Raw genomic sequence first — 22,072 nt, 5'->3', positions numbered from 1 at the left:
CGGTACCTGGATCTGACGATCCAGTCGGTTTCGCTGCTGGCGAAATCGTGGACGCCTTGAAGCAACGACGGTCCGGGCCTTTCTGGTCTCTCCTGGTCTCCACCGCCGGGAAAACTGAAGAGGCACACCATCATTGCCTGAAGTGCGGCGGGTCCAAGCCCTCCAATCCATGGCAGACTTTACCCGGCAACGGCGCGTAGCGCTTGCAGCCGGTCATCGTCGCGTCTCGCAAGGGACCGCTGCGGCAGCCTTTCGGCGGCCATCGCGGGCCTGTGCGTGCGCACACCATCGATTGCCCGGTCCGTGACGGCCGGGACCATGGGAGAGACCCAATGGCCACGCAGCGCATCCTCGACTTCCTCGCCACCCGACGTCCGGACGGCCCCTGCCTCATCGTCGACCTCGACATCGTCGAGGACAATTTCAACGCCTTCCGCAAGGCGCTGCCGGACTCCGCGATCTTCTACGCCGTCAAGGCGAACCCGGCCCCCGAAGTGCTGAAGCTGCTCGCCGGTCTCGGCTCGAACTTCGACTGCGCGTCGGTGGCCGAGGTCGAGATGGCGCTGAACGCCGGCGCCACGCCGCGCCGCATCTCCTACGGCAACACCATCAAGAAGGAGCGCGACATCGCCCGCGCCCATCAGCTCGGTGTGTCGCTCTTCGCCGTCGATTGCGTCGAGGAAGTCGAGAAGGTCGCCCGTGCAGCGCCCGGCGCCCGCGTCTTTTGCCGCGTCCTGACCGATGGCGAGGGCGCCGAATGGCCGCTGTCGCGCAAGTTCGGCTGCGTTCCGGCCATGGCAATCGACGTGCTGGTCCACGCCAACGCCCTCGGCCTCGTCGCCACCGGCGTGTCCTTCCATGTTGGCTCGCAGCAGACCGACACTGGTGCCTGGGATGCGGCGATCGCCGATGCGCGCTTCGTCTTCGAGGCGCTGGCCGAGAAGGGCATCGTCCTGACCCTGGTCAACATGGGCGGCGGCTTTCCGACCCGCTATCTCAAGGACGTCCCGGCAGCCGCCGAATACGGCCGCGCGATCTTCGCCAGCCTGCGCAAGCATTTCGGCAACCGCCTGCCCGAGACGATCATCGAGCCGGGCCGCGGCATGGTCGGCGACGCCGGCGTGGTCAAGGCCGAGGTCGTGCTCGTGTCGAAGAAGTCCGACACCGACGCCAATCGCTGGGTCTATCTCGACATCGGCAAGTTCGGCGGCCTCGCCGAGACCATGGACGAGGCCATCCGCTACCCGATCGTCACCCGGCATGACGGCGGCGACACGGAGCCCTGCGTGATCGCCGGCCCGACCTGCGATTCGGCCGACGTCCTCTACGAGAAGACCCCCTACCCGCTGCCGCTCGCTCTGACGGTCGGGGACGAGGTGCTGATCGAGGGCACCGGCGCCTACACGACGACCTACGCCTCGGTCGCCTTCAACGGCTTCGAGCCGTTGCGGTCCTACGTGATCTGAGCGCCGCGATGATGCTCTCGACCCGACGACGGAGCCTGGAACTCCGAAGCTGACCCGGCGCTGCGGCGCCGGGGTTTCAACCCGCGTCGCCCGATCTCCGGCTCCGCTCCTGTTCGCCTCCTTCCATGTCGTGGGGGTCTTCATGTCCGCTTTTCCGCACGCCGCTGCCTTCGAGAATGCCGCCCGGCTGTTCGCCATCGGCGCCGAACAGCCCCACCAGATCGACGCGCGCGAGGCGCTTCTCGATCGGGCCATGGGTCCGGGTCGCACGCGCAAATCCTCGGAAGCGATCCGCCAGGGTCGCCTGCCGGCCGAAGGCCTCGCCTTCAGCGCCACCGCCGCGGACGGCGCGCTGATGGGCACGGTGCGCCTGTGGAACATCGAGGCCGGTGCCCGCGACGGCAGTCCCGTTCCGGCGCTCCTGCTCGGGCCGCTGGCGGTCGATCCCCAGCTGGCCGGAACCGGCATCGGGGCGGCGCTGATGCGCCACGCGATCGCCGAGGCGGCACGGCGCGGCCACGCCGCGATCCTCTTGGTCGGCGATCCGGAATATTACGCGCGTTTCGGCTTTTGCGCCGACGCCACCGCGACACTGGCCATGCCCGGCCCCTTCGAGCCGCGGCGTCTTCTGGCGCTCGAACTTGCGCAGGGGCATCTGCATGGTGCGTCCGGCATCGTCGCCCCGTCCGGTCGCCCGGCACTGCCGGCGCGCGCGAGCGGCCGGACGCCTCTTGCCGACGTGGCCTGAGGCCGCGCAGGCTTCCATCGCCTGAGCGAATTGTCGTTTGAAATGAGGCCTTTGCGTTCACGAGTTGCTTGTCCGACTATTGCGGAAATGCGATACGACAGAACGTAAGCGAAACAGATGGCGTTTCGGAGGGGCACCTTCCCTCGCGCCGGTTTCCGGTGCGCAGATTGGGCGGCATGGCGTTCGCAGATGAAGACCGGGTGGCCGCCCTCCTGGCCGAGAACGAAGCGCTGCGTCGCAGGCTCGACGAGCGCGAGTCCGGCGTCCAGCCGGAGCTCGATAGCGCCCGCGACGAGATCGCCGCGCTCAAGCGCACCCTGCATGGCACCGAATCCCGCTACCGCCTGATCGTCGAAAGCGCCGTCGATCACGCCATCATCGTCGCCGACCTCGATGGCGTGATCTCCACCTGGAACGACGCCGCGCAGCGGGTCCTCGGCTGGACCGAGGCTGACATGATCGGCCAGCCCATCGCCAGGATCTTCACGCCGGAAGACATCGAGGCCGGGGTCCCCGCCAAGGAAATGCGGCTGTCGCTGGAGCGCGGAAAGGCCCAGGACAATCGCTGGCATCTGCGTTCGGACGGAGGACGCTTCTTCGCCAGCGGCGAAATGATGCCGCTACTGGGCGATGACGACGCGCCGGCCGGCTTCCTCAAGATCCTGCGCGACAAGACCCGCGAAGTCGCCGAACGCGAGGAGCTGGAAGCCAGCCGCGAACGGCTGCGGCTCGCCCTGGAAGCCTCGGATCTCGTCGGCACCTGGGACTGGGACATCCCCGGCGACATCGTCTATGCCGATGCGCGCTTCACGCGGCTGTTCGGCCTCGACCCCGAACAGGGCGAAAGAGGGCTGCAGGTCCAGGACTTCATCGCCGGCATCCATCCCGAGGACCGCGAGCGGGTCGCAGCGGCGATCACCGTTGCAGTCGAGGAATGCGGCAGCTTCGCCCAAGAATACCGGACCGTCGATCTGAACGGTGACAGCCACTGGATCTTCGCCCGGGGGCGCTGCTTCGCCGACGCGCAGGGCCGCGCGGTCCGCCTGCCCGGAGCGATCGTCGACCGCACCGTCGAGCGCACACGCGAAATCCGCCAGGCCGCGCTCCTGCGACTGAGCGACGAGCTCACCCGCAGCGAGGGCGCCGGCAGCGCCACGCTGAAGGCCTTGCAGATCCTTGGCGAGACGCTCGGCGCGTGCCGGGTCGGCTATGCCACGGTCGATCCGCAGGACATGTCCGCCCGCATTCTCGGCGAGTGGACAGACCGGCGCACGCCGCCCCTGTCCGGGCGCTATCCGCTGGCCCATTACGGCCAGCAATTCCTCGACGAGCTGCATTCCGGCATCGTCGTCATCGAGGACACCGCCGACTATTCGCCGATCCCGGAACAGGCGGCAGCCTGGGCCGCCATCCAGGTGCGCTCGCTGGTCAACATTGCGGTCATCGAGAACCAGACGGTCAAGGTTCTGCTCTATCTGCACTCCGACACGCCGCGCCGCTGGGTCGAGGAAGAGATCGCCTTCATCCGGGAGGTTCTCAACCGGGCCTGGGCCTTCAGCCAGCGCCGGCGCGCCGAGCAGACGCTGATCGAGACCGAGACGCGGCTGCGGCTCGCACAGGAAGCGGCGCAGATCGGCACCTTCGACTTCGACGCCCGCACCGGCGCGCTGGTCTGGGACAACCGGTGCCGGGCGATCTTCGGCCTGTCGCCCGACGTGCCGGTGACCTACGAGACCAGCTTCCTGGAGGGGCTGCATCCCGAGGATCGCGCGCGCATTGCGGCCACCGTCGAACGGGTCCTCGACCCGGCCTCGAACGGCATCTTCGACGTCCTCTATCGCACGATCGGCCACGAGGACGGCGTCGTCCGTCACGTCAAGGCGAACGGCCAGACCATCGTCGAGAACGGAGCGACCACGCGCTTCGTCGGCGCCGTGCGCGACGTGACCGACGAGAAGGAAGCCGAGGAACGCCAGCTCCTTTTGACCCGGGAATTACAGCACCGTGTCAAGAACACCCTCGCCATGGTCAATGCGCTGGCCAACCAGACCCTGCGCCGCGCGGCGAATGTCCAGGACGGGCTGGCCGCCTTCTCGGCGCGGCTCATTGCCCTCGGCCATGCCCACGACATCCTGACCCAGACCAGCTGGACCTCGGCCCCGATCGCCGCCATCGTCGACAATTCGCTCAAGACCCATTCGGCCGACGACAACACCCGCATCGTCGCGTCCGGCCCCGATCTTCGGCTGACCGCACGCCAGAGCCTTGCCTTGGCGCTGGGTCTGCACGAGCTGGCGACCAATGCGATCAAATACGGCTCGCTGTCCAACGATACCGGGCGTGTGGCGATCGAATGGGAGCTGGCGCACCAGGCAGGACAGAAGCACCTCAGCTTCGTCTGGCGCGAGATGGACGGTCCTGTCGTCGAAAAGCCGGCCACCCGGGGCTTCGGTTCGCGGCTGATCGAACAGGCCATGGCCGCCGAGTTCGGCGGCGAGGTGACCATCGACTACAAGCCTGACGGTCTCGTCTGCACCATCTCTGCCGACATCAGCAGCGACATGGCCGAGGCCGACAGCCCCAACCTCATCTGACGGCGGGCGGCGGACGCAAGGCCGCGCCGCCGCTCCCGCCGATAGGTGAACTGCGTCCGGGATCAGCCGGCGATGTCGATGATTCCGGCTTCGCCGCCCTCGCTGCCGAAGGCCAGCCGCTCGCCCTTCGCGTCCCATGCCAGGGTCCGCACCGGGCTGGCGCCGCCACGGCGCAGCAGCGCTTCCTTGGCGTCGGCGAAACGCACCGCCAGCACCATGCCGTCGCCATAGCCGATCGCCATCATGTCCTCGGCCGGGTGACAGGCAACGGCGGTGACCATCGTGTCGCCGCGGGTGCCGAGTTCGAGCGGCGCCTTGCCCATGGGCCCGTCCTTGCCGGAGAACGGCCACAGGATCGCCGCCGGTGCGCCGGAGGTGGCCAGGAACTTGCCCTTGGCCGACCAGGACCAGTCCTTCACCTTGGAAGGATAGCCGGTCATCCGCATGTGCTTGCCGTCCTCGATCCGCCAGCCATGCAGGGCATTCTCCTGCATGGTGGTGACGAGGAAGCGTCCGTCCGGCGAGAAGTCGACGCCCAGATGGGCGCCCTTCCACTCCAGCGTGGCCGGTGCCGCACCGGTGGCGGGAAAGAACATCGAGGCGCCATCATAATGGGCGGTCGCCGCGCGCACCCCCTTGGGGGCGAAGGCGATGTCCTCGACGGTACGCTCGTGGCGGATTTCCTTCAGCTCGCCGGCGCCGAGCCGCACATAGGCGGTCTTGCCGGACGCGAAACCGACCGTGTTCTTCGGCCCGCCGGCCACCGCGTCGATCCATTTGCGACCGATGGAGGCGAGTTCCTCGACCGCGCCGTCGGCGGCGATGGCAAGCACCCGCCCATCCTCGCCGCCGGTCAGAAGACGCGGCGCATAGCGATCGAGCCGCGCGGTCAGGAGGCCGCCGGCATGGGCTTCCACCGTCCGGTCGCCGCCAGCCGGAAACCGCACCGTACCATCGGCGACCGCGAAGACCGCCTGGTCCTTCAGAAAGACCGCGGTCTCGACGAAGTCGCCGAAATCATAGGACGCGATGGACGGCATCAGGCATCGGCCCGCTGGCGGGCGGAACAGGCTTCGAACTCCGCCGACAATTCGTCGGCGTCGAGATTGCGGCCGATAAACACCAGCCGGCTCTCGCGCTTTTCGTCGTCGCGCCAAGGGCGCTGGTGGTCGCCCTCGACGATCATGTGGACGCCCTGCACGACATAGCGCTCCGGATCGTCCTCGAAGGCGATGATGCCCTTCAGCCGGAGGATGTTCGGACCCTGCTCCTGGGTGAGCGCCTGGATCCAGGGGAAGAACTTCTTCGGATCGAGCGTCGCGCCGCGCAGCGACACCGACGTCACGGTCACATCGTGCAGCTCGGCGACCTTGCCATGGTGATGATGGCCGTGATCGTGGCCCGCATGGTCGTGACCGGAATGATCATGCCCGTCGCCGTGGTGATGATGATGCCCGTGATCGTGATCATGGCCGCAATCCGGCCCGCAGGTCTCGTCGTGGACGTGTTCCGCTTCCGTCAGGAACTCCGGATCGGCGTCGAGCACGCGCTTTAGATCGAACGCCCCCTGCCCAAGGACACGCTTCAGATCGATGCCGGCGCGCTCGGTCCGGTGGATGACGGCGTAGGGGTTGATCGCCCGTACGGTCGCCTCGACCGCGGCCAGTTCGTCTGGGGTCACGAGATCGGTCTTGTTGAGCAGCACCACGTCGGCGAAGGCGATCTGGTCCTCGGCCTCGCGCGAATCCTTCAGCCGCAGCGGCAGGTGCTTGGCGTCGACCAGCGCGATCACCGCATCGAGCTGGGTCTTGGAGCGCACGTCCTCGTCCATGAAGAAGGTCTGCGCCACCGGCACCGGATCGGCGAGCCCCGTGGTCTCGACGATGATCGCGTCGAAGCGGCCCTTGCGCCGGGTCAGCCCTTCCACCACCCGCACGAGATCGCCGCGCACCGTGCAGCACACGCAGCCATTGTTCATCTCGTAGATTTCCTCGTCGGATTCGACGATCAGATCGTTGTCGATGCCGATCTCGCCGAATTCGTTGACGATGACGGCATAGCGCTTGCCGTGGTCTTCCGAGAGGATGCGGTTGAGGAGCGTCGTCTTGCCGGAGCCGAGATAGCCGGTGAGGACGGTCACGGGAATCTGGTCGGGCGTCACGCTGGGCGTATCGGACATGGAAGCTCTCCGTCTTGGGTCGGGCACGATATAGGCGCCACGCGGCGAGAATGCACGGGGGTGGTGAACGCCCGAAAGCAACTCCCCGCCGGCGGCGAAAATCAGACGAGCCGCGCCGTATCGAAGGCGAGGACATCGTCGAGAAGCGCGGTGAAGGCGTCGGCCTGATGCGCGGCGATGGCGGCGCCGATCTCGGCCGTCGCCAGACGGGCATCGCCGACGACGCCGGCCGGGTTGAGATCCTGGGCCATCCAGCCAAAGCCGATCCGGCCATGGGCCCTCAGATGGGCCGCCGAGCCGCCGAGCTCGTCCTGCAGCGAATCGAAAGCCGCGATCGCCTGCCGCCGGACCATGTCGGGGCGCAGATGCAGCATCAGCGCGGTCTCGACCGCACCGCCATGGATGCCCGAGGCGATCTCTTCCGGCGGCAGAAGGCCGTCGGGGTAGCCGAAGCGCAGCCAGGAGCAGGTCGCGACCAGAAGCCCGTGGCGACGGCGCAGTTCGAGGGCCGCCGTGTCCATCACCGGCGTGTTTCCGCCATGAGCGTTGACGATCACCAGCCGCCGGAACCCCGCGGCGGCCAGGCTCGCCCCGACGTCGATCAGCGCCGACGTCGCAGTCTGCCATTCATGACTGAGCGTGCCGGGAAAGGCCGCATGTTCGCAGGATTTGCCGATCCGCAATGTCGGCAGGAAGGTCACCGGCCGGTCTTCCGGCAGGCGCGCGATGACCGCCTCGACCATCGCATCGGCCAGCATCGCGTCGGTTCCGAGCGGCAGATGCGGCCCGTGCTGCTCGATGGCCGCGATCGGGACCACGGCGACGGCACCGGCCAGACCGGCGCCTTCGGCGCTCATCTCCGTCGTTGTCATCTCCTCGTAGCGACGCCGCATCATTCCTCCGCAAGGGTCGACAAGCCACCGCGCAGCGGCCAACAAGGTGGACAACATAGCGGGGCTTCGTCATTTTTGCCCCCGTGAAATCGGATCGGGGTTCCATGGCCAGCAAGAAAACCGGGAAGCGCTCCGTGACGACGCAGTTGAGCTTGGCGGCGCGCGGCGCCCGCACGGCCCTGTCCCAGCGCCTGGCGCTGCTCGACGTCTATCCCGGCCAGGATGCGGTCCTGCTGGCGATCGGCGAGGAAGACGGGATTTCCCTGCGCGATCTGGCCGAACGCCTGTCCGTACGCCCGCCGACGATCACCAAGACCGTGACCCGGCTGGCGGCGCAGGGCCTCGTCGAAAAGCGCCTCTCCAACAGCGACGGAAGGCAGAATCACGCCCACCTGACCGAACGCGGTGCGGCGCTCGTCGATGCGGTGGGCAAGTCCCGCAAGCGGGTCGAGCGTGATGCGCTGAAGGGATTTTCCAACAAGGAGCGCAAGACCCTGCGCAAGCTCCTCGAACGCGTCACCGCCAATCTCGGCAATGCCGCCCCGGCGCCTGCCGGCTCCAGCTCCACCGCCGAGGACGATGACTGACGCAACCATTCCGTCCTGCAACGACATCTGCGGGCTTTGCGTGGCGGCCAGTCTGGGCCATAGATCGACTGGGCGTCGGGAGGAGCCCGCGTAAGTGGCGCAAAAGGTCAAACTTTCGACGATTGCCGATTCGCTGGGCCTGTCGACGGCGACAGTCTCGCTGGCGCTGCGCGACAGTCCGCTGGTGGCCGAGGTCACCCGCGAACGGATCAAATGCGCGGCCCGCGAACTCGGCTACATCTACAATCGCCGCGCCGCCTCGCTGCGCACCTCGCGCTCGGGCATCGTCGGTGTCTGCGTCCACGACATCATGAACCCGTTCTTCGGCGAGATCCTGAAATCCGTCGAGAACGAGTTGGACCGGCAGCGCCAGACCTTCATCCTGTGCAATCACCATGACGACCTCGCCAAGCAGCGCTCCTTCGTCGACACGCTGCTGCAGCTGGGCGCCGACGGGCTGATCCTGTCGCCGGCGATCGGCACACCGGCCAGCGACATCCGCCTTCCCGAGGAGAATGACCTGCCGGTCACGCTGATCGCCCGCACCGTCGAGGGCTCGGGCGTCCTCGGCTTTCGCGGCGACGATTCCTACGGCATGGGGCTGGCGGTCGATCATCTGGTCGCCCTCGGCCATCGCCGCATCGCCATGATCGGCGGCACGGCGCTGACCTCGACCGGCCGCGATCGCGAGGCCGGATATCTGGCCGCGCTGGAGCGCGCCGGCATCGAATTTCGCCCCGAATGGCGGATCGAGGGACCGCGCAACCGTCATTCCGGCTTCGACGCGGCCGCGACATTTCTTCAGATCGAGAACCGCCCGACGGCCGCGGCCTGTTTCTCCGACCTCGTCGCCCTCGGCTTCATGTACGGCCTGTCGCGGGCCGGACTGCGTCCCGGCGTCGATATCGCGGTCACCGGCTATGACGACATCGACGAGGCGGCGATCGCCACCCCGCCGCTATGCACCGTGTCGAATGGCCAGAGCGAGGTCGGCCGCCGCGCCGCCGAAGCGCTGCTGGCTCGCCTGGCCGGCCAGCCCGCCGCCGACGAGACCATCCTCATTACCCCCGAGCTCCGTGTTCGCCAGTCCAGCGACTACAGCTGGCCCGACTGAGCCTGTCCGGGTTTCACCACACGAACGACAACACGCAGAAGAGGAAGCCTACATGTCAGACCTGTCCGCCGTTACCATCCTGGTCCCCGGCAAGATGAACCCCGATACGCTGGATACCCTGAAGGCGACGTTCGACGTGGAGCATCTCGCCGGCCGCAAGCTGGAGGATCTGTCGGAGGAGCGCCGTCAGGCGATCCGCGGCATCGCTCAGATGGGCCAGGTGCCCGCCGCGATGATCGACGCGCTTCCGAATCTCGAGCTGATCGCCAATTTCGGCGTCGGCTATGACGGCGTCGACACGGCCCATGCCACAAAGAAGGGCGTCGTCGTCACCAACACGCCGGAGGTCCTCACCGAGGAGGTTGCCGACATCACCCTCGCCCTCGTCCTGATGACGACGCGCGAACTCGGCGCCGCCGAACGGCACCTGCGCGAGGGCAAGTGGGAGAGCGAGGGCCCGTACCCGCTGACCCAGACGACCCTGCGCGGGCGCACGGCCGGCATCATGGGCCTCGGCCGCATCGGCCTTGCCATTGCCCGCCGTCTGGAAGGCTTCGACGTCAAGATCGAATACCACAACCGGTCGAAGCGCGACGACGTGGCCTATCCTTATCACGCCGACCTCCTGAGCCTGGCGAAGTCCGTCGACACGCTGATCGTGGCAGCCCCGGGCGGCGCGTCGACAGAGAAGGCGGTCAATGCCGAGGTCCTGAAGGCGCTCGGCTCCGACGGTATCCTGGTCAATATCGGCCGCGGCACCACCGTGGACGAGCCGGCGCTGATCGAGGCGCTGGAGAACGGCACGATCCGCGCCGCCGGCCTCGACGTCTTCGAGAAGGAGCCGCATGTGCCCGAGCGGCTGAAGGCGCTGCCGAACACCGTGCTCCTGCCGCATGTCGGCTCGGCCTCGCGCCACACCCGCGCCGAGATGGGCAAGCTGGTCGTCGGCAATCTGGTCGAATGGTTCTCGGGCCGCGCGCCGGTAACCCCGGTCTCCGAATCGGTCGAGGCCGGCATCGCCCGCAAGGGCTGAGCCATGCGGCACCGCACCCGTCGAAGGGTGCGGTGCCGAACCAGACCTGAACACATTCCTAAATTCGAGGGTGGTCATCAACCTTCGCTTAAGGTTGTTCGCATCATAATGGATCCTGACGAAGAAAAGGGCCCTCCATGAACTTCGCCGCAACCGCTCTTGGCGCCGGAATTGCCGCCGCCGTAGTCATCGCGCATCTGCAGGGTGCCCTGACGCCTGCGTCCGACGCCTTCACCGGAGCGACGGTCATCGACGCACGGCTCGATCCCATGACCACGGCCTCCATCGCGCCTGCCGCCAGCGACACGTCGCGTCCGGCCGCGATCCGGCTGATCGACCTGCGGAGCGGCGTGACCTGCAAGATGGCGACGCCCGAGAGCGCGGCACGGCATTTCGCGCCGGCGCCGATCGGCCCCGACTGCGCCGGCTCGCCCGATCTGCAGAATGTCGCCCTCTGGCGCTCCAGCAGCGACGGCTCGCTGGAACTGGCCGACAGCGATGGCCAGACGATTCTCCGCTTCATGCCCGGCGATGGCGTTCTCTACGAATCCATCTATCCGTCCGAGGCGATGGTGACGATCGTCCGTTCGCGCGGCTGACCGGAACGCGCCTTTCGCGCATTCCCGTCCATTTCGCTCCTGCTGAGCTCGCCCCGACTGGCGGGGCGCGCGCAGACGCACACGCACTAGAGCAGGCCGGCGACAGTTTTTGCTGCAATGCAGCATCGGGCCATTGAACCGGCCTGACCACCCTTCCATTTACCGCTCTGGCGAATGGTGATGTGAAGCACGATCCATTGGCCGCAGGAGGCCGGCGCGTGGGACGATCGAAGGATCGTCCGCCCCGTCCCTTCACGAAGCCACGCACCATCCGTGAGGCCTGGGGTCTCGATGGTGACGCGGCGCGGCAGCAAAGGATCGAGCCCATGCATATTCCCTCCCCGTCCGACATGGCGGAAGTCACGCGCCTGACCCGCAGCGGCCGCCTGCGCGAGGCGATGGCGCTGCTGCGCAAGGGCCAGGCGCCTGCATCCGACGCTGCGCACACGCCGGAGGCTTCGAATAGCGACACCGCCATGCCCGATCCCGGCGAAGTCGCCCGGTCCATGATGGGTGCGATGTTCGGCAACGCGCCGGATGCCGCGGCGTCGCCTACGGCCGCACCGGCACAGTCGCGTTTCCGCAGGGCCAGGGCCAAGCCTGCCCAGGACGATCCGCGCTTCCGCACGCGCCGCTACAGCGCCGTCGCCGGCAGCCGCGACTACAAGCTCTATGTCCCGGCCAGTCTTCCCACGGGCCCGGTGCCGCTGGTCGTGATGCTGCATGGCTGCACCCAGTCGCCGGACGATTTCGCCGCCGGGACCCGCATGAACGAACTGGCCGAAGAACAGGGCTTCCTCGTCGCCTATCCGGCCCAGTCCAAGGCGGCGAACGTCAAGAAGTGCTGGAACTGGTTCTCCGCTGCCGACCAGATGCGCGAACAGGGCGAACCGTCGCTCATCGCCGGCATCACCCGGGAGATCATGGCCGAGCATGCGGTGGATCCGGACCGGGTCTATGTGGCCGGCCTTTCCGCCGGCGGCGCTGCCGCGGCGATCATGGGCGCGGTCTATCCCGAACTCTACGCGGCCGTCGGCGTCCATTCGGGGCTGCCACGCGGCGCGGCTCGCGACATGGCCTCGGCCTTCGCCGCCATGCAGGGCGCGAATGTCGCGACGGTTCCGGTCTCCGGACAGGTGGTCCGCACCATCGTCTTCCATGGCGATGGCGACAAGACCGTGCATCCCGCCAATGCCGAGAGTGTCATCACGCAGGCCAGCGCTGGAAACCGCTTTACCGTCACAAACGAGGACGGCCGGGCCGCAGGCGATGTCGCCTGGCAGCGCACCCTCCATACCGACGCCGATGGTCGCGCCGTGCTGGAAAACTGGACGATCAGGGGCGCGGGCCATGCCTGGTCCGGCGGCAGTTCGGCCGGAACCTACACCGACCCGAACGGCCCCGATGCCAGCCGCGAAATGCTGCGGTTCTTCTTCGCCCGGACGGACTGATCAGCGATCTGCGACAACGGCACGGCGCATGTCTTCGAGACTGCGCCGTTGCCGTCCTGCAGCGTCGAAATTCTCCGGCGCCAGCCAGGCCTCGAAACCGGCGCGCAGCGCCGGCCATTCGCCGTCGAGGATCGAGAACCACGCGGTATCGCGGTTGCGTCCCTTGACGATCATGTGCTGGCGAAAGAGCCCCTCATGGGTGAAGCCGAGCCGCAGCGCGGCGCGCTTGGACGGCGCGTTGCCATCGTCGCATTTCCATTCGAAGCGCCGGTAGCCGAGTTCATCGAAAACCCGGCCCATCAAAAGGAAGAACGCTTCCGTCGCTGCGACCGTGCGCTTCAGCGACGGCGCCAGGCAGATATGGCCGATCTCGATCACGCCGTTCGGCCGGTCCATCCGCATCAGTGCGGCGACGCCCTCCGCCCTGCCGCTCGTCGCCGGCACTAGCGCATGGAACAGCATCTCCCCGAACAGATAGGTGCGGTTTGCCCATTCCGAGAACGCCGCCGCATTCGTGAAGGGCCCGTAGGGCAGGTAATCGTAGAGGGTTTCGTTGCCCGGTTGGCCGTAGGCGGCGAAGAGTTCGCCGAACCGACGGTCGTCGGTGATCGGCTCGACGGTCACCGATCGCCCGACCAGCGGCGTCGTTCCGGGCGCCGCCCGGCTCCCGTAGCTTGAAAGCGCACTCACCGGGCGGTCTCCTGATGGCTGCGCTCGCGGATGAACAGCAGCGTGCGGTCGCGGATCGTCTCGTCGTTCAGCGGCAGGGCCGTGGCAAAGGACGTGATCGCCCCGATATGATCGACGCCCGGATAGATGATCTCGGTGGCATCACCGCCCTGTGCGCGCACCTTGGTGGCCAGCGAGCGGGTGTTCTGCGGATTGACCGTGGTGTCGTCCTCGCCGGCGATCAGCAGCATCGGCGGCTCGTCACCATCGACGAAGTTCACCGGCTGGCTGGCCGAGCGGGTCTCCTGCGGGAAGATCTGCTTGTAGCGATCCTCGGTCAGCGGCAGGAAGTCGTAGGGTCCGGCAAGGCCGATGAAGCCGGCGAGCGTCTCGATCTCGGTGCCCTCGCGTGCCAGCCAGTCGCCATTGGTCGCCAGCAGGCCGGCGATCTCCGCTCCCGCCGAATGCCCCATCAGGAAGACCGGGTGCGCCCCGCCCGGCATGCCGTAGGCCCCGCCGCGCACCGTGGCGATCGCCCGCGCCGTGGCCTCGGCGGCGTCCTCGACGAAGCCGGGAAAGCGGACCTCGGGATAGAGCCTGTAGTCGGGGATCGCGACGATGATGCCGGCGCTGGCCAGCGACTGACCGACGAAGAGATAGGTCTCCTTGTCGCCCGAATCCCAGCTGCCGCCATAGAGGAAGACGACGAGCGGCGTCGTCTCGGTGACGGTCGCGGGAATGTAGAGGTCGTAGCGGCCGCGCTCGCCGCTGCCATAGGGAATGTCGCTGACGACGCCGTAGCCGTCGCCGCTGGTCGCCGCGTTGAGAACGGCCGCACACCCGGACAGGGCCAGCCCAACCGCAAGCGACAGAAGAATCGCGGCGCGCCGCGGCCAGCGAGACGGCAATGCACGAAGGAACAGGTCAGCTCTCATGACGCCGTGATGTAGCGCCGCGCCCGACCGCAGCAATCCTGCCATCGGGTTGAATTGATTGAACTTCCTTAATTCTCGGCAAGATGGGTGCCGATCCGCTCCAAGGACGCTGCGGCTTCGTTCAGCGTTTCCACGAAACGCGCCCGTTCGGCCTTCAGGCTATCCTCGTTCTCGCCCGACTGCGCCGCGTTCGCGGCAATACCGGATTCCAGCTCGGCGATCCGCCGCCTTGCTTCCGCCAGTTCGTCCATCGCCATGATCGCGGCCATGACGGTCAGCCGCAGATCGCCGATCTGTCCGAAACTGTCGCGCAGTCCGGCAATCTTGCGGTCCACCTCCTTCGCCAGCTCGGTCAGATGGGCTTCCTCGCCATCACCGCAGGCCATGCGATAGGTCTTGTCGTCGATGGTCACGACCACCTGGGGCATGCGACGCTCTCCCGCTTAAGCCGATTTGTGCCGGTCGAGGACGGAGCGCACGCGCTCCATCGCATCGACCAGACGCCGCGAGACGTCCCGGTTGGCGCGGTCCAGCCGTTCGCCACGCGCCAGCGCCGTGTCCAGCTCCTTCGCCAGCCGGCCCCGGTCGGCGGTCATGCGCTGGATCTCGACCGCGGCGTCGCGCACCGCGGCCTCCCGCTCACGGCGCAGCTCGACCAGATCGTCCAGACGTTGGATCGCGGTTCGAAGGCGCTGTTGCGCCGCCTCGAAACCCTCCTCGGCCGACATGGCTCCATCTCCCCTCGCGACCGGACAGGCCGGTCCCCAAACGCATTTCCATCATGTTCCGCCGTCCCTTGCCGGCGAATGTCCATGTGGAGCACTAAACCATTGCCGCCAAAAGTGCAGGCGATTTTCGGGCGGTGCAATCTCTTCGTCCCGCGCTTTCGCAGCCACCCGCCTGGCGAATGGCATCACCCGACCGGCGCGGCTGCGGCGCGATCTGCGACTTTGCCTTTGTTGACAGCACGATGCCCGTATGATGTTTGCCGCCGGTCTCGGCACCGCCGGAACGCCCAGCTTCCAAGCGCTACCGGAGCAGAACATGACGTCACCCGACACGCACCGCGACATGGCGAATGCCATCCGCTTCCTGTCGGCCGACGCCGTGGAAGCGGCGAATTCCGGCCATCCCGGCCTGCCCATGGGCGCGGCCGACATCGCCACCGTCCTGTTCTCGCGATTCCTGACCTTCGATCCGCGCGCCCCCCACTGGGCCGACCGCGACCGCTTCGTCTTCTCGGCCGGCCACGGCTCGATGCTGCTCTACAGCCTGCTCTATCTGCTCGGCTATGACGGCGTCGGCATCGACGATCTCAAGGCCTTCCGCCAGCTCGGCTCGAAGACCGCCGGCCATCCCGAATACAAGCATTGCGAGGGCATCGAGACGACCACCGGCCCGCTCGGCCAGGGTCTCGGCAACGCCGTCGGCATGGCGCTTGCCGAGCGGATCATGAACGCCCGCTTCGGCGATGCGATCGTCGACCACCGCACCTATGTGCTCGCCGGCGACGGCTGCCTGATGGAGGGCCTCAGCCAGGAATCCATTGCGCTTGCCGGCCATCTGCGCCTGTCGAAGCTGATCGTCCTGTGGGACGACAACGGCATCACCATCGATGGCGACGTCGCCCTGTCGGATTCCACCGACCAGATGGCCCGCTTTGCCGCCTGCAACTGGAACACCCTGCGCTGCGACGGCCACGACCCGGAAGCCATTGCCGAGGCGATCACCGCCGCGCAAGGCAGCGACCGCCCGACCCTGATCGCCTGCAAGACCACCATCGGCCATGGTGCGCCCACCAAGGCCGGCAGTGCCAAGGCCCATGGCGCGCCGCTCGGCGCCGATGAGATCGCCCAGATGCGCGAGGCGCTCGGCTGGGAGCACGCGCCGTTCGAGATTCCCGCGGCGATCCTCGATCGCTGGCGCCTCGCCGGCCTGCGCTCGTCGACCCACCGAAAGGAATGGGAGCGTCGCTTCGCCGAGATCGACGCCGAGACCCGCGGCGAGTTCGAGCGCCGGGTCCGCGGCGACCTGCCCAGCGGCTTTACCCAGGCGCTGCAGCGCTGCAAGCGACGCTTCAACGAGGAGCGGCCGGAGATCGCCACCCGCAAGGCGTCGGAACTGGCGCTCGAGGTTCTCAACGCCGTCGTCGTCGAGACCATCGGCGGCTCGGCCGATCTCACCGGGTCCAACAACACCCGCACCAGCCAGACCGAAGCGATCGTGCCCGGCGACTATGCCGGCCGCTACGTCCATTACGGCATCCGCGAACACGGCATGGCCGCCGCGATGAACGGCCTCGCCCTGCATGGCGGCATCATTCCCTATGGCGGCACCTTCCTCGTCTTCTCCGACTATGCCCGCGGCGCCATGCGCCTGTCGGCCCTGATGGGCCTGCGGGTCGTCTATGTGCTGACCCATGATTCCATCGGGCTCGGCGAGGACGGCCCCACCCACCAGCCGGTCGAGCATCTGGCCTCGCTGCGCGCCATGCCGAACATGCAGGTGTTCCGCCCGGCCGACGCGGTGGAAACGCTGGAATGCTGGCAGCTCGCGCTGGAATCGCGCGATGCGCCGTCGGTGCTCGCCCTCAGCCGCCAGAACCTGCCGACCCTCCGGCTCGACCAGCACGACGAGAACAAGAGCGCCCGCGGCGCCTACGAGATCAGCTCGACCTCGGGCGACGCCGAGGTCACGATCTATGCCACCGGCTCGGAGGTCCAGATCGCGCTGGCCGCCAGCACCATCCTGGAAGCAGACGGCATCCCCACCCGCGTCGTCTCCGTGCCCTGCTTCGAGCTGTTCGACAGGCAGAGCCCGGAATATCGCAGCGCCATGCTCGACAATGGCGGCCTGAAGGTCGCCATCGAGGCCGGCGTGCGGCAGGGCTGGGATCATTTCGTCGGCCGCAACGGCATCTTCATCGGCATGGACGGCTTCGGCGCCTCGGGCCCCGCGTCCGAACTCTACGAGCATTTCGGCATCACCACCGAGGCGGTGGTCGCGGCCGTGCGTGCGCGCCTGGCCCCGGAGCCCGAGGAAAGCTGACGCTTTCCGTCATCACGGAAAGTCATCCGGACCATAAGAATTGCTGACCGCCGGCAATATTGATCCCGGCCGCCCGCTTCTGTAGAGGCCATGGCGAACGAGATGCCCGGCGGGTACGGCCGCGCGCCACCACAGGAGACGGATCATGACAGTTCGCGTTGCAATCAATGGCTTCGGCCGCATCGGCCGCAATGTGCTGCGTGCCATCATCGAATCCGGCCGCACCGACATCGAGGTCGTCGGCATCAACGATCTCGGCCCGGTCGAGACCAATGCGCATCTGATCCGCTTCGACAGCGTCCATGGCCGCTTCCCGGGCACCGTCACGGTCGATGGCAACACCATCGACGTCGGCCGCGGCCCGATCCGCGTGACCGCCGAGCGCGACCCGAAGAACCTGCCCTGGAAGGAACTCGGCGTCGACATCGCGCTCGAGTGCACCGGCATCTTCACCGATCCCGCCAAGGCCTCGGCCCATCTGGAGGCCGGCGCGAAGAAGGTGCTGATCTCCGGCCCCCTCTCCGGCACGGCCGGCGCCGAGAAGACCATCGTCTACGGCGTCAACCACGACACGCTGACCGCCGACGACACGATCGTCTCCAACGCCTCCTGCACGACCAACTGCCTGGCCCCGGTCGCCAAGGTCCTCAACGACGCCATCGGCATCGACAAGGGCTTCATGACGACGATCCATTCCTATACCGGCGACCAGCCGACGCTCGACACCATGCACAAGGATCTCTACCGCGGCCGCGCCGCCGCCCTGTCGATGATCCCGACCTCGACCGGTGCCGCCAAGGCCGTCGCGCTGGTGATGCCCGAGCTCAAGGGTCGCCTCGACGGCGTTGCCATCCGCGTCCCGACCCCCAATGTCTCGGTCGTCGACTTCAACTTCATCGCCAAGCGCGAGACCACCGTCGAGGAAGTGCAGAACGCCATCCGCACCGCCGCCGACGGCCCGCTGAAGAACATTCTCGGCTACACCGACGCCCCGAACGTCTCGTGCGACTTCAACCACGACCCGCATTCCTCGGTCTTCCACATGGACCAGACCAAGGTCATGGACGGCACCTTCGTGCGCATCCTGTCCTGGTACGACAACGAATGGGGCTTCTCCAACCGCATGTCCGACACCGCCATCGCGCTCGCCAACGCGGGCTGAGCGAGGCGGGTCGCGACCGGCGATGAGTGTGCGGGGCTGTCCTGACGGGCGGCCCCGCTTTCACGTCCCGGCCCGGCCCGTCCGGTCTCGCACAGGCCGCCGGAGCAGCGCCAACGGGACGGATTCGCGGCGGATATATTACTCTTGCTTGGATGTTTCTGTGCGCAGCTGCGCAATTAAGCAGCAATGGCGCGGATTTATACTATTCAGGGCGGGCGACTTAACCACGGATGTGGGAAACCAAGTTTTCCGTTGACGCCACAGCCGACCGCCGTATGGTGCGCGGCCAGCTACGGAATTCCGGATCGGCGCGGAGGTTGCGCACCGGATGTCATTGCTCGCGAAAGTGGGTTTCGTAGACGACACAAGACGCTCAGGGAGAAGCAACTTGCTCAATACAACTATTAAGGCCCTTCTGACCGGCGCGGCATTTGCCGTTCTGTCCACGGGCGCCATGGCGCAGGAAGTCGCGCTGAAGTTCCAGTCGAGCGATCCGGCCGGCGATGCGAACTACCAGCTCTACAAGGAATGGGCTGACGGCGTCAGCGAGGAGACGGGTGGCAAGGTTTCCATCGAGCTCCTGCCGGTCGGCGCAGTCGTCGACTTCCAGGAAACCCTCGACGCGGTCGGCGCCGGCATCCTCGACGGCCACATCACCGACACCTCCTATTTCGCCGGCAAGGACGCGGCCTTCGGCCTGATCGCCAACCCGGTCGGCGCATGGTCGGACCCGCAGCAGATGCTGAAGTTCCTCAACGAGGGCGGCGGCAAGGAGCTGATGAACGAGCTGGTCGAGCCCTATGGCACGCACTTCTTCGGCGGCACCACCCCGGGCCTGGAAGCCTTCGTTTCGTCGGTCCCGCTCGAGGGCGTCAATGACCTGAAGGGTCTGAAGCTGCGCGCTCCGGCCGGTCTCGTGCAGAACATCTTCGCGGCCGCTGGCGCCTCGCCGGTGAACCTGCCGACCTCGGAAGTCTTCACCGCCCTCGACAAGGGCGTCGTCGACGCGGCCGACTACAGCGTCTTCCACGTCAACCAGGCGCAGGGCCTCAACGAGATCGCCAAGCACCCGGTCTTCCCGGGCTTCCACTCCATGCCGCTCATCGAGTTCTCGATGAACAAGCAGAAGTGGGATGCGCTGTCCGAGGACGTCCAGAAGACCCTCGAGGAATCCGTGGTCGAGCTGGCACAGCGCCAGAACGCCGCGCTGGCCGACAAGAACAGCAAGGCTGTCGAGGAAGCCAAGGCGCAGGGCGCCACGATCCACGACTGGTCCGACGAGGAGCGTGCGAAGTTCCGCAAGATCGCCATCGGCGAGTGGGAGAAGCAGGCCAGCCAGTCCGAGAACGCGCAGAAGGTGTACGACACCCTAACGACGTATCTCGAGAAGGAAGGCCTTCTCGCCGCACAGTAAGCAGACCGAGTATGACCGGCGGACGGGGCAGCGCGCCCCGTCCGCCTTTTTTTCCTCACCAAGGACGATCCGAGCATGACTCGTGACCCCATTGCCGTGGACGGACGCGATCCGGACCTCAGCGCCACCAGCGAAGGCACCGGAGACACCACGCCCGAGGCGGGGTTTCTCGGGCGCAGCATCGAGCGAGTCGGCATCATCTTTGCCGCAGCCATCGTCCTTGCGGCGGCCATTCTGCTGTTCGAAATCTTCATGCGCTACGCGCTCGACAGCCCCACCAACTGGGTGCACGAGCTGAGCATCTTCCTGTGCGCCATCGCCTTCATCTACGGCGGCCTGTTCTGCGCCGCCCGCGACAGCCACATCCGTGTCGTGCTGATCTATGACGCGCTCGGCCCTCGCCTGCGCACCATTTTCGACGTGATCATCTACGTCATCAGCGCGATCTCGGCGGCCTTCTTCGCCTGGGCCTCCTGGCTCATGGTCAAGGGTTCGTTCTGGACCCCGAGCGGCGCTTTCCACATGGAAGGCACCGGGTCCGCCTGGAACCCGCCGACCCCCGCCCTTCTGAAGGGCTTTCTGTTCATCGTCATGATCATTCTGGCCGTCCAGTTCGTGGTGCTGGCCGTCAATCATGCTCGTCGCGCGCGGCGCGGTTCCAAGCAGGACGCATAAATGGCCGAAATTCTCGACCTCGGCATCAATCTCAAGGCGCTTGGCATCGGCTACGGCACCCTGGTGATGTTCCTCATGCTGTTCGGGTTGCTCCTGACCGGCATGCCGCTCGCCTTCGTCACGCTTCTCGTGGCGCTGATCTTCGCTCTCGGCTGGTTCGGTCCGATGGCGGTGCCGCTGATCACCAGCCGGGTGTTCAGCTTCGTCTCGTCCTTCATCTTCGTCTCGGTGCCGATGTTCGTCCTGATGGCGGCGATCCTCGATCGATCCGGCATCGCGCGCGACCTGTTCGACGCCATGAAGCTGATCTCCAACCGCATTCGCGGCGGCGTGGCGATCCAGACCATCTTCGTGGCCGTCATCCTGGCGGCAATGAGCGGCATCATCGGCGGCGAGATCGTGCTGCTGGGCCTTCTGGCGCTGCCGCAGATGCTGCGTCTGGGCTACGACCGCAGTCTGTCGATCGGTGTCGTCTGCGCGGGTGGCGCGCTCGGCACGATGATCCCGCCGTCGATCGTCCTGATCGTCTACGGCCTGGCGGCCAACGTCTCGATCGGCGCGCTGTTCACCGCGTCCTTCCTGCCGGGCGTGATGCTGGCCAGCTTCTACGTGCTCTACATCCTCTTCCGGGCGTATTTCACCACGGGCGCCGTGCCGGATCCCGATCCGGAGATCATCCCGCTGTCGCAGAAGATCTCGCTGCTCAAGGGCCTGATCCTGCCGCTTCTGGTCGTCACCTTCGTGCTCGGCTCGATCTATGGCGGCATCGCCTCGGTCACCGAAGCATCGGCCATCGGCGTCGGCGGCGTGCTGCTCGCCACTATCGTGCGCGGCGAGTTCACCTTCGAGCTGCTGCGCGGCGCGGCCATGCAGACGCTGGCCACCGTCGGCATGATCGTCTGGATCGGCATCGGCGCCAGCGCCATCGTCGGCGTGTTCAACCTGATGGGCGGCATCGACTTCGTGTCGTCGCTGATCATCGGCATCTCGGACGAGCCGCTCTACGTGCTCCTGTTCATGATGCTGATCCTGTTCGTGCTCGGCATGTTCCTCGACTGGGTCGGCATCGCGCTGCTGACGCTGCCGATCTTCGTGCCGATCATCGTCGAGCTGGGCTACGATCCGATCTGGTTCGGTGTCCTGTTCTGCATGAACATGCAGGTGTCGTTCCTGTCGCCGCCCTTCGGCCCGGCCGCCTTCTATCTGAAGAGCGTCGCGCCGCCGGAGATCTCGCTCGGCGACATCTTCAAGGCCCTGCTGCCGTTCATCGCGCTGCAGATCCTGGCGCTTGCCGTGCTGATCATGTTCCCGGGCATCACCGGGCGCTAGACCGCAGCACAGGCCTGCAAGGCATTGAGGCCGGTCCGCCATCTTGGCGGGCCGGCCTTTTTCATGTGACGGCAACCATCTTCGCCGAACCCGGCGCCCGTTCGGCGCCCTGGCGAACATTTTGGACGTCAGGGTGGCCGTGCGAGTGGATACTGGCGGCAGGCCGGCTATATGCT

20 protein-coding genes are annotated in these 22,072 nt (G+C 66.9%); 13 read left to right on the top strand and 7 right to left on the bottom strand.

All coding sequences use genetic code 11. The features are described 5' to 3' along the window. Positions 1–332: 332 nt before the first annotated feature. The 3 genes from J3367_RS01525 (at position 333) to J3367_RS01515 (ending at position 4,808) form a co-directional block, all read left to right on the top strand. Complete coding sequence (locus J3367_RS01525) at positions 333–1,466, top strand: type III PLP-dependent enzyme (protein ID WP_024349059.1); 1,134 nt, start codon at positions 333–335, stop codon at positions 1,464–1,466. A gap of 142 nt (positions 1,467–1,608) precedes the next feature. Beyond that, positions 1,609–2,214, top strand: coding sequence for a GNAT family N-acetyltransferase (locus J3367_RS01520; protein WP_035694537.1), 606 nt, complete (start codon positions 1,609–1,611; stop codon positions 2,212–2,214). Between the two features lie 176 nt (positions 2,215–2,390). Then, on the top strand, positions 2,391–4,808 hold the full coding sequence (locus J3367_RS01515; protein WP_024349061.1) for a PAS domain-containing sensor histidine kinase: 2,418 nt from the start codon (positions 2,391–2,393) through the stop codon (positions 4,806–4,808). A 62-nt stretch (positions 4,809–4,870) separates the two neighbouring features. On the opposite strand, the gene J3367_RS01510 is transcribed toward J3367_RS01515, so the two are convergent. From J3367_RS01510 to J3367_RS01500, 3 genes are all read right to left on the bottom strand, one after another. After that, positions 4,871–5,848 carry a WD40 repeat domain-containing protein gene (locus J3367_RS01510; protein WP_024349062.1) on the bottom strand — a complete coding sequence of 326 codons (978 nt, stop codon included), beginning with the start codon at positions 5,846–5,848 and terminating at the stop codon, positions 4,871–4,873. Continuing rightward, entirely contained in the window at positions 5,848–6,987 is a 1,140-nt protein-coding gene (locus J3367_RS01505; protein ID WP_024349063.1) for a CobW family GTP-binding protein, read from the bottom strand. The genes J3367_RS01510 and J3367_RS01505 overlap by 1 nt, the downstream gene beginning before the upstream one ends. Positions 6,988–7,088: 101 nt before the next feature. Beyond that, positions 7,089–7,880 (bottom strand): creatininase family protein, encoded by a 792-nt coding sequence (locus tag J3367_RS01500; protein ID WP_306302716.1) that lies wholly within the window; start codon positions 7,878–7,880, stop codon positions 7,089–7,091. A gap of 134 nt (positions 7,881–8,014) precedes the next feature. Between J3367_RS01500 and J3367_RS01495 the strand changes: the two genes are divergently transcribed. The 5 genes from J3367_RS01495 to J3367_RS01475 all read left to right on the top strand — a co-directional run bounded on the left by J3367_RS01495 (position 8,015) and on the right by J3367_RS01475 (position 12,664). Further along, positions 8,015–8,467 (top strand): MarR family winged helix-turn-helix transcriptional regulator, encoded by a 453-nt coding sequence (locus J3367_RS01495; RefSeq protein WP_421460062.1) that lies wholly within the window; start codon positions 8,015–8,017, stop codon positions 8,465–8,467. Positions 8,468–8,561: 94 nt separating this feature from the next. Then, positions 8,562–9,581, top strand: a complete 1,020-nt coding sequence (locus J3367_RS01490; protein WP_024349066.1) for a LacI family DNA-binding transcriptional regulator — start codon at positions 8,562–8,564, stop codon at positions 9,579–9,581. Positions 9,582–9,633: 52 nt separating this feature from the next. Next, complete coding sequence (locus J3367_RS01485) at positions 9,634–10,614, top strand: 2-hydroxyacid dehydrogenase (protein ID WP_024349067.1); 981 nt, start codon at positions 9,634–9,636, stop codon at positions 10,612–10,614. Positions 10,615–10,751: 137 nt separating this feature from the next. After that, a complete protein-coding gene (locus tag J3367_RS01480; RefSeq protein WP_024349068.1) occupies positions 10,752–11,213 on the top strand; it encodes a hypothetical protein in 462 nt (153 codons plus the stop codon). A 326-nt stretch (positions 11,214–11,539) separates the two neighbouring features. Beyond that, the gene (locus tag J3367_RS01475) at positions 11,540–12,664 is read left to right on the top strand and encodes an alpha/beta hydrolase family esterase (protein ID WP_024349069.1); all 1,125 of its coding nucleotides are present in this window, start codon (positions 11,540–11,542) and stop codon (positions 12,662–12,664) included. Here J3367_RS01475 and J3367_RS01470 read toward each other — a convergent pair whose 3' ends face one another. The 4 genes from J3367_RS01470 to J3367_RS01455 all read right to left on the bottom strand — a co-directional run bounded on the left by J3367_RS01470 (position 12,665) and on the right by J3367_RS01455 (position 14,996). Then, positions 12,665–13,354 (bottom strand): GNAT family N-acetyltransferase, encoded by a 690-nt coding sequence (locus tag J3367_RS01470; protein ID WP_421460059.1) that lies wholly within the window; start codon positions 13,352–13,354, stop codon positions 12,665–12,667. After that, positions 13,351–14,268, bottom strand: a complete 918-nt coding sequence (locus tag J3367_RS01465; RefSeq protein ID WP_244495396.1) for an alpha/beta hydrolase — start codon at positions 14,266–14,268, stop codon at positions 13,351–13,353. Before J3367_RS01465 ends, J3367_RS01470 begins: the two co-directional genes overlap by 4 nt. Before the next feature lie 68 nt (positions 14,269–14,336). Beyond that, positions 14,337–14,696 (bottom strand): cell division protein ZapA, encoded by a 360-nt coding sequence (locus J3367_RS01460; RefSeq protein WP_024349072.1) that lies wholly within the window; start codon positions 14,694–14,696, stop codon positions 14,337–14,339. Positions 14,697–14,711: 15 nt separating this feature from the next. Continuing rightward, entirely contained in the window at positions 14,712–14,996 is a 285-nt protein-coding gene (locus J3367_RS01455; RefSeq protein ID WP_421460055.1) for a DUF4164 domain-containing protein, read from the bottom strand. A gap of 316 nt (positions 14,997–15,312) precedes the next feature. Between J3367_RS01455 and tkt the strand changes: the two genes are divergently transcribed. The 5 genes from tkt to J3367_RS01430 all read left to right on the top strand — a co-directional run bounded on the left by tkt (position 15,313) and on the right by J3367_RS01430 (position 21,896). Then, positions 15,313–17,316 (top strand): transketolase, encoded by a 2,004-nt coding sequence (tkt, locus tag J3367_RS01450; protein WP_024349074.1) that lies wholly within the window; start codon positions 15,313–15,315, stop codon positions 17,314–17,316. Between the two features lie 145 nt (positions 17,317–17,461). Next, positions 17,462–18,478, top strand: a complete 1,017-nt coding sequence (gene gap / locus J3367_RS01445; RefSeq protein ID WP_024349075.1) for a type I glyceraldehyde-3-phosphate dehydrogenase — start codon at positions 17,462–17,464, stop codon at positions 18,476–18,478. Between the two features lie 388 nt (positions 18,479–18,866). Then, a complete protein-coding gene (locus tag J3367_RS01440) occupies positions 18,867–19,892 on the top strand; it encodes a TRAP transporter substrate-binding protein (protein ID WP_024349076.1) in 1,026 nt (341 codons plus the stop codon). A gap of 75 nt (positions 19,893–19,967) precedes the next feature. Next, on the top strand, positions 19,968–20,567 hold the full coding sequence (locus J3367_RS01435) for a TRAP transporter small permease subunit (protein ID WP_024349077.1): 600 nt from the start codon (positions 19,968–19,970) through the stop codon (positions 20,565–20,567). Beyond that, positions 20,568–21,896 carry a TRAP transporter large permease gene (locus J3367_RS01430; protein ID WP_024349078.1) on the top strand — a complete coding sequence of 443 codons (1,329 nt, stop codon included), beginning with the start codon at positions 20,568–20,570 and terminating at the stop codon, positions 21,894–21,896. Positions 21,897–22,072: the final 176 nt, after the last annotated feature.

Source organism: Aurantimonas sp. NFXS3 (assembly GCF_049132005.1).
Taxonomy (GTDB): Bacteria; Pseudomonadota; Alphaproteobacteria; order Rhizobiales; family Rhizobiaceae; genus Aurantimonas; species Aurantimonas coralicida.
This window is presented reverse-complemented; position numbering and strand designations above follow the sequence as displayed.

Excerpts from the sequence above, each read along its gene's own strand:
- J3367_RS01525 (WP_024349059.1), top strand. The coding sequence starts at position 333 with ATGGCCACGCAGCGCATCCTCGACTTCCTCGCCACCCGACGTCCGGAC.
- J3367_RS01520 (WP_035694537.1), top strand. The coding sequence starts at position 1,609 with ATGTCCGCTTTTCCGCACGCCGCTGCCTTCGAGAATGCCGCCCGGCTG.
- J3367_RS01515 (WP_024349061.1), top strand. The coding sequence starts at position 2,391 with ATGGCGTTCGCAGATGAAGACCGGGTGGCCGCCCTCCTGGCCGAGAAC.
- J3367_RS01510 (WP_024349062.1), bottom strand. The coding sequence starts at position 5,848 with ATGCCGTCCATCGCGTCCTATGATTTCGGCGACTTCGTCGAGACCGCG.
- J3367_RS01505 (WP_024349063.1), bottom strand. The coding sequence starts at position 6,987 with ATGTCCGATACGCCCAGCGTGACGCCCGACCAGATTCCCGTGACCGTC.
- J3367_RS01500 (WP_306302716.1), bottom strand. The coding sequence starts at position 7,880 with ATGCGGCGTCGCTACGAGGAGATGACAACGACGGAGATGAGCGCCGAA.
- J3367_RS01485 (WP_024349067.1), top strand. The coding sequence starts at position 9,634 with ATGTCAGACCTGTCCGCCGTTACCATCCTGGTCCCCGGCAAGATGAAC.
- J3367_RS01480 (WP_024349068.1), top strand. The coding sequence starts at position 10,752 with ATGAACTTCGCCGCAACCGCTCTTGGCGCCGGAATTGCCGCCGCCGTA.
- J3367_RS01475 (WP_024349069.1), top strand. The coding sequence starts at position 11,540 with ATGCATATTCCCTCCCCGTCCGACATGGCGGAAGTCACGCGCCTGACC.
- J3367_RS01465 (WP_244495396.1), bottom strand. The coding sequence starts at position 14,268 with ATGAGAGCTGACCTGTTCCTTCGTGCATTGCCGTCTCGCTGGCCGCGG.
- J3367_RS01460 (WP_024349072.1), bottom strand. The coding sequence starts at position 14,696 with ATGCCCCAGGTGGTCGTGACCATCGACGACAAGACCTATCGCATGGCC.
- J3367_RS01455 (WP_421460055.1), bottom strand. The coding sequence starts at position 14,996 with ATGTCGGCCGAGGAGGGTTTCGAGGCGGCGCAACAGCGCCTTCGAACC.
- tkt (WP_024349074.1), top strand. The coding sequence starts at position 15,313 with ATGACGTCACCCGACACGCACCGCGACATGGCGAATGCCATCCGCTTC.
- gap (WP_024349075.1), top strand. The coding sequence starts at position 17,462 with ATGACAGTTCGCGTTGCAATCAATGGCTTCGGCCGCATCGGCCGCAAT.
- J3367_RS01435 (WP_024349077.1), top strand. The coding sequence starts at position 19,968 with ATGACTCGTGACCCCATTGCCGTGGACGGACGCGATCCGGACCTCAGC.
- J3367_RS01430 (WP_024349078.1), top strand. The coding sequence starts at position 20,568 with ATGGCCGAAATTCTCGACCTCGGCATCAATCTCAAGGCGCTTGGCATC.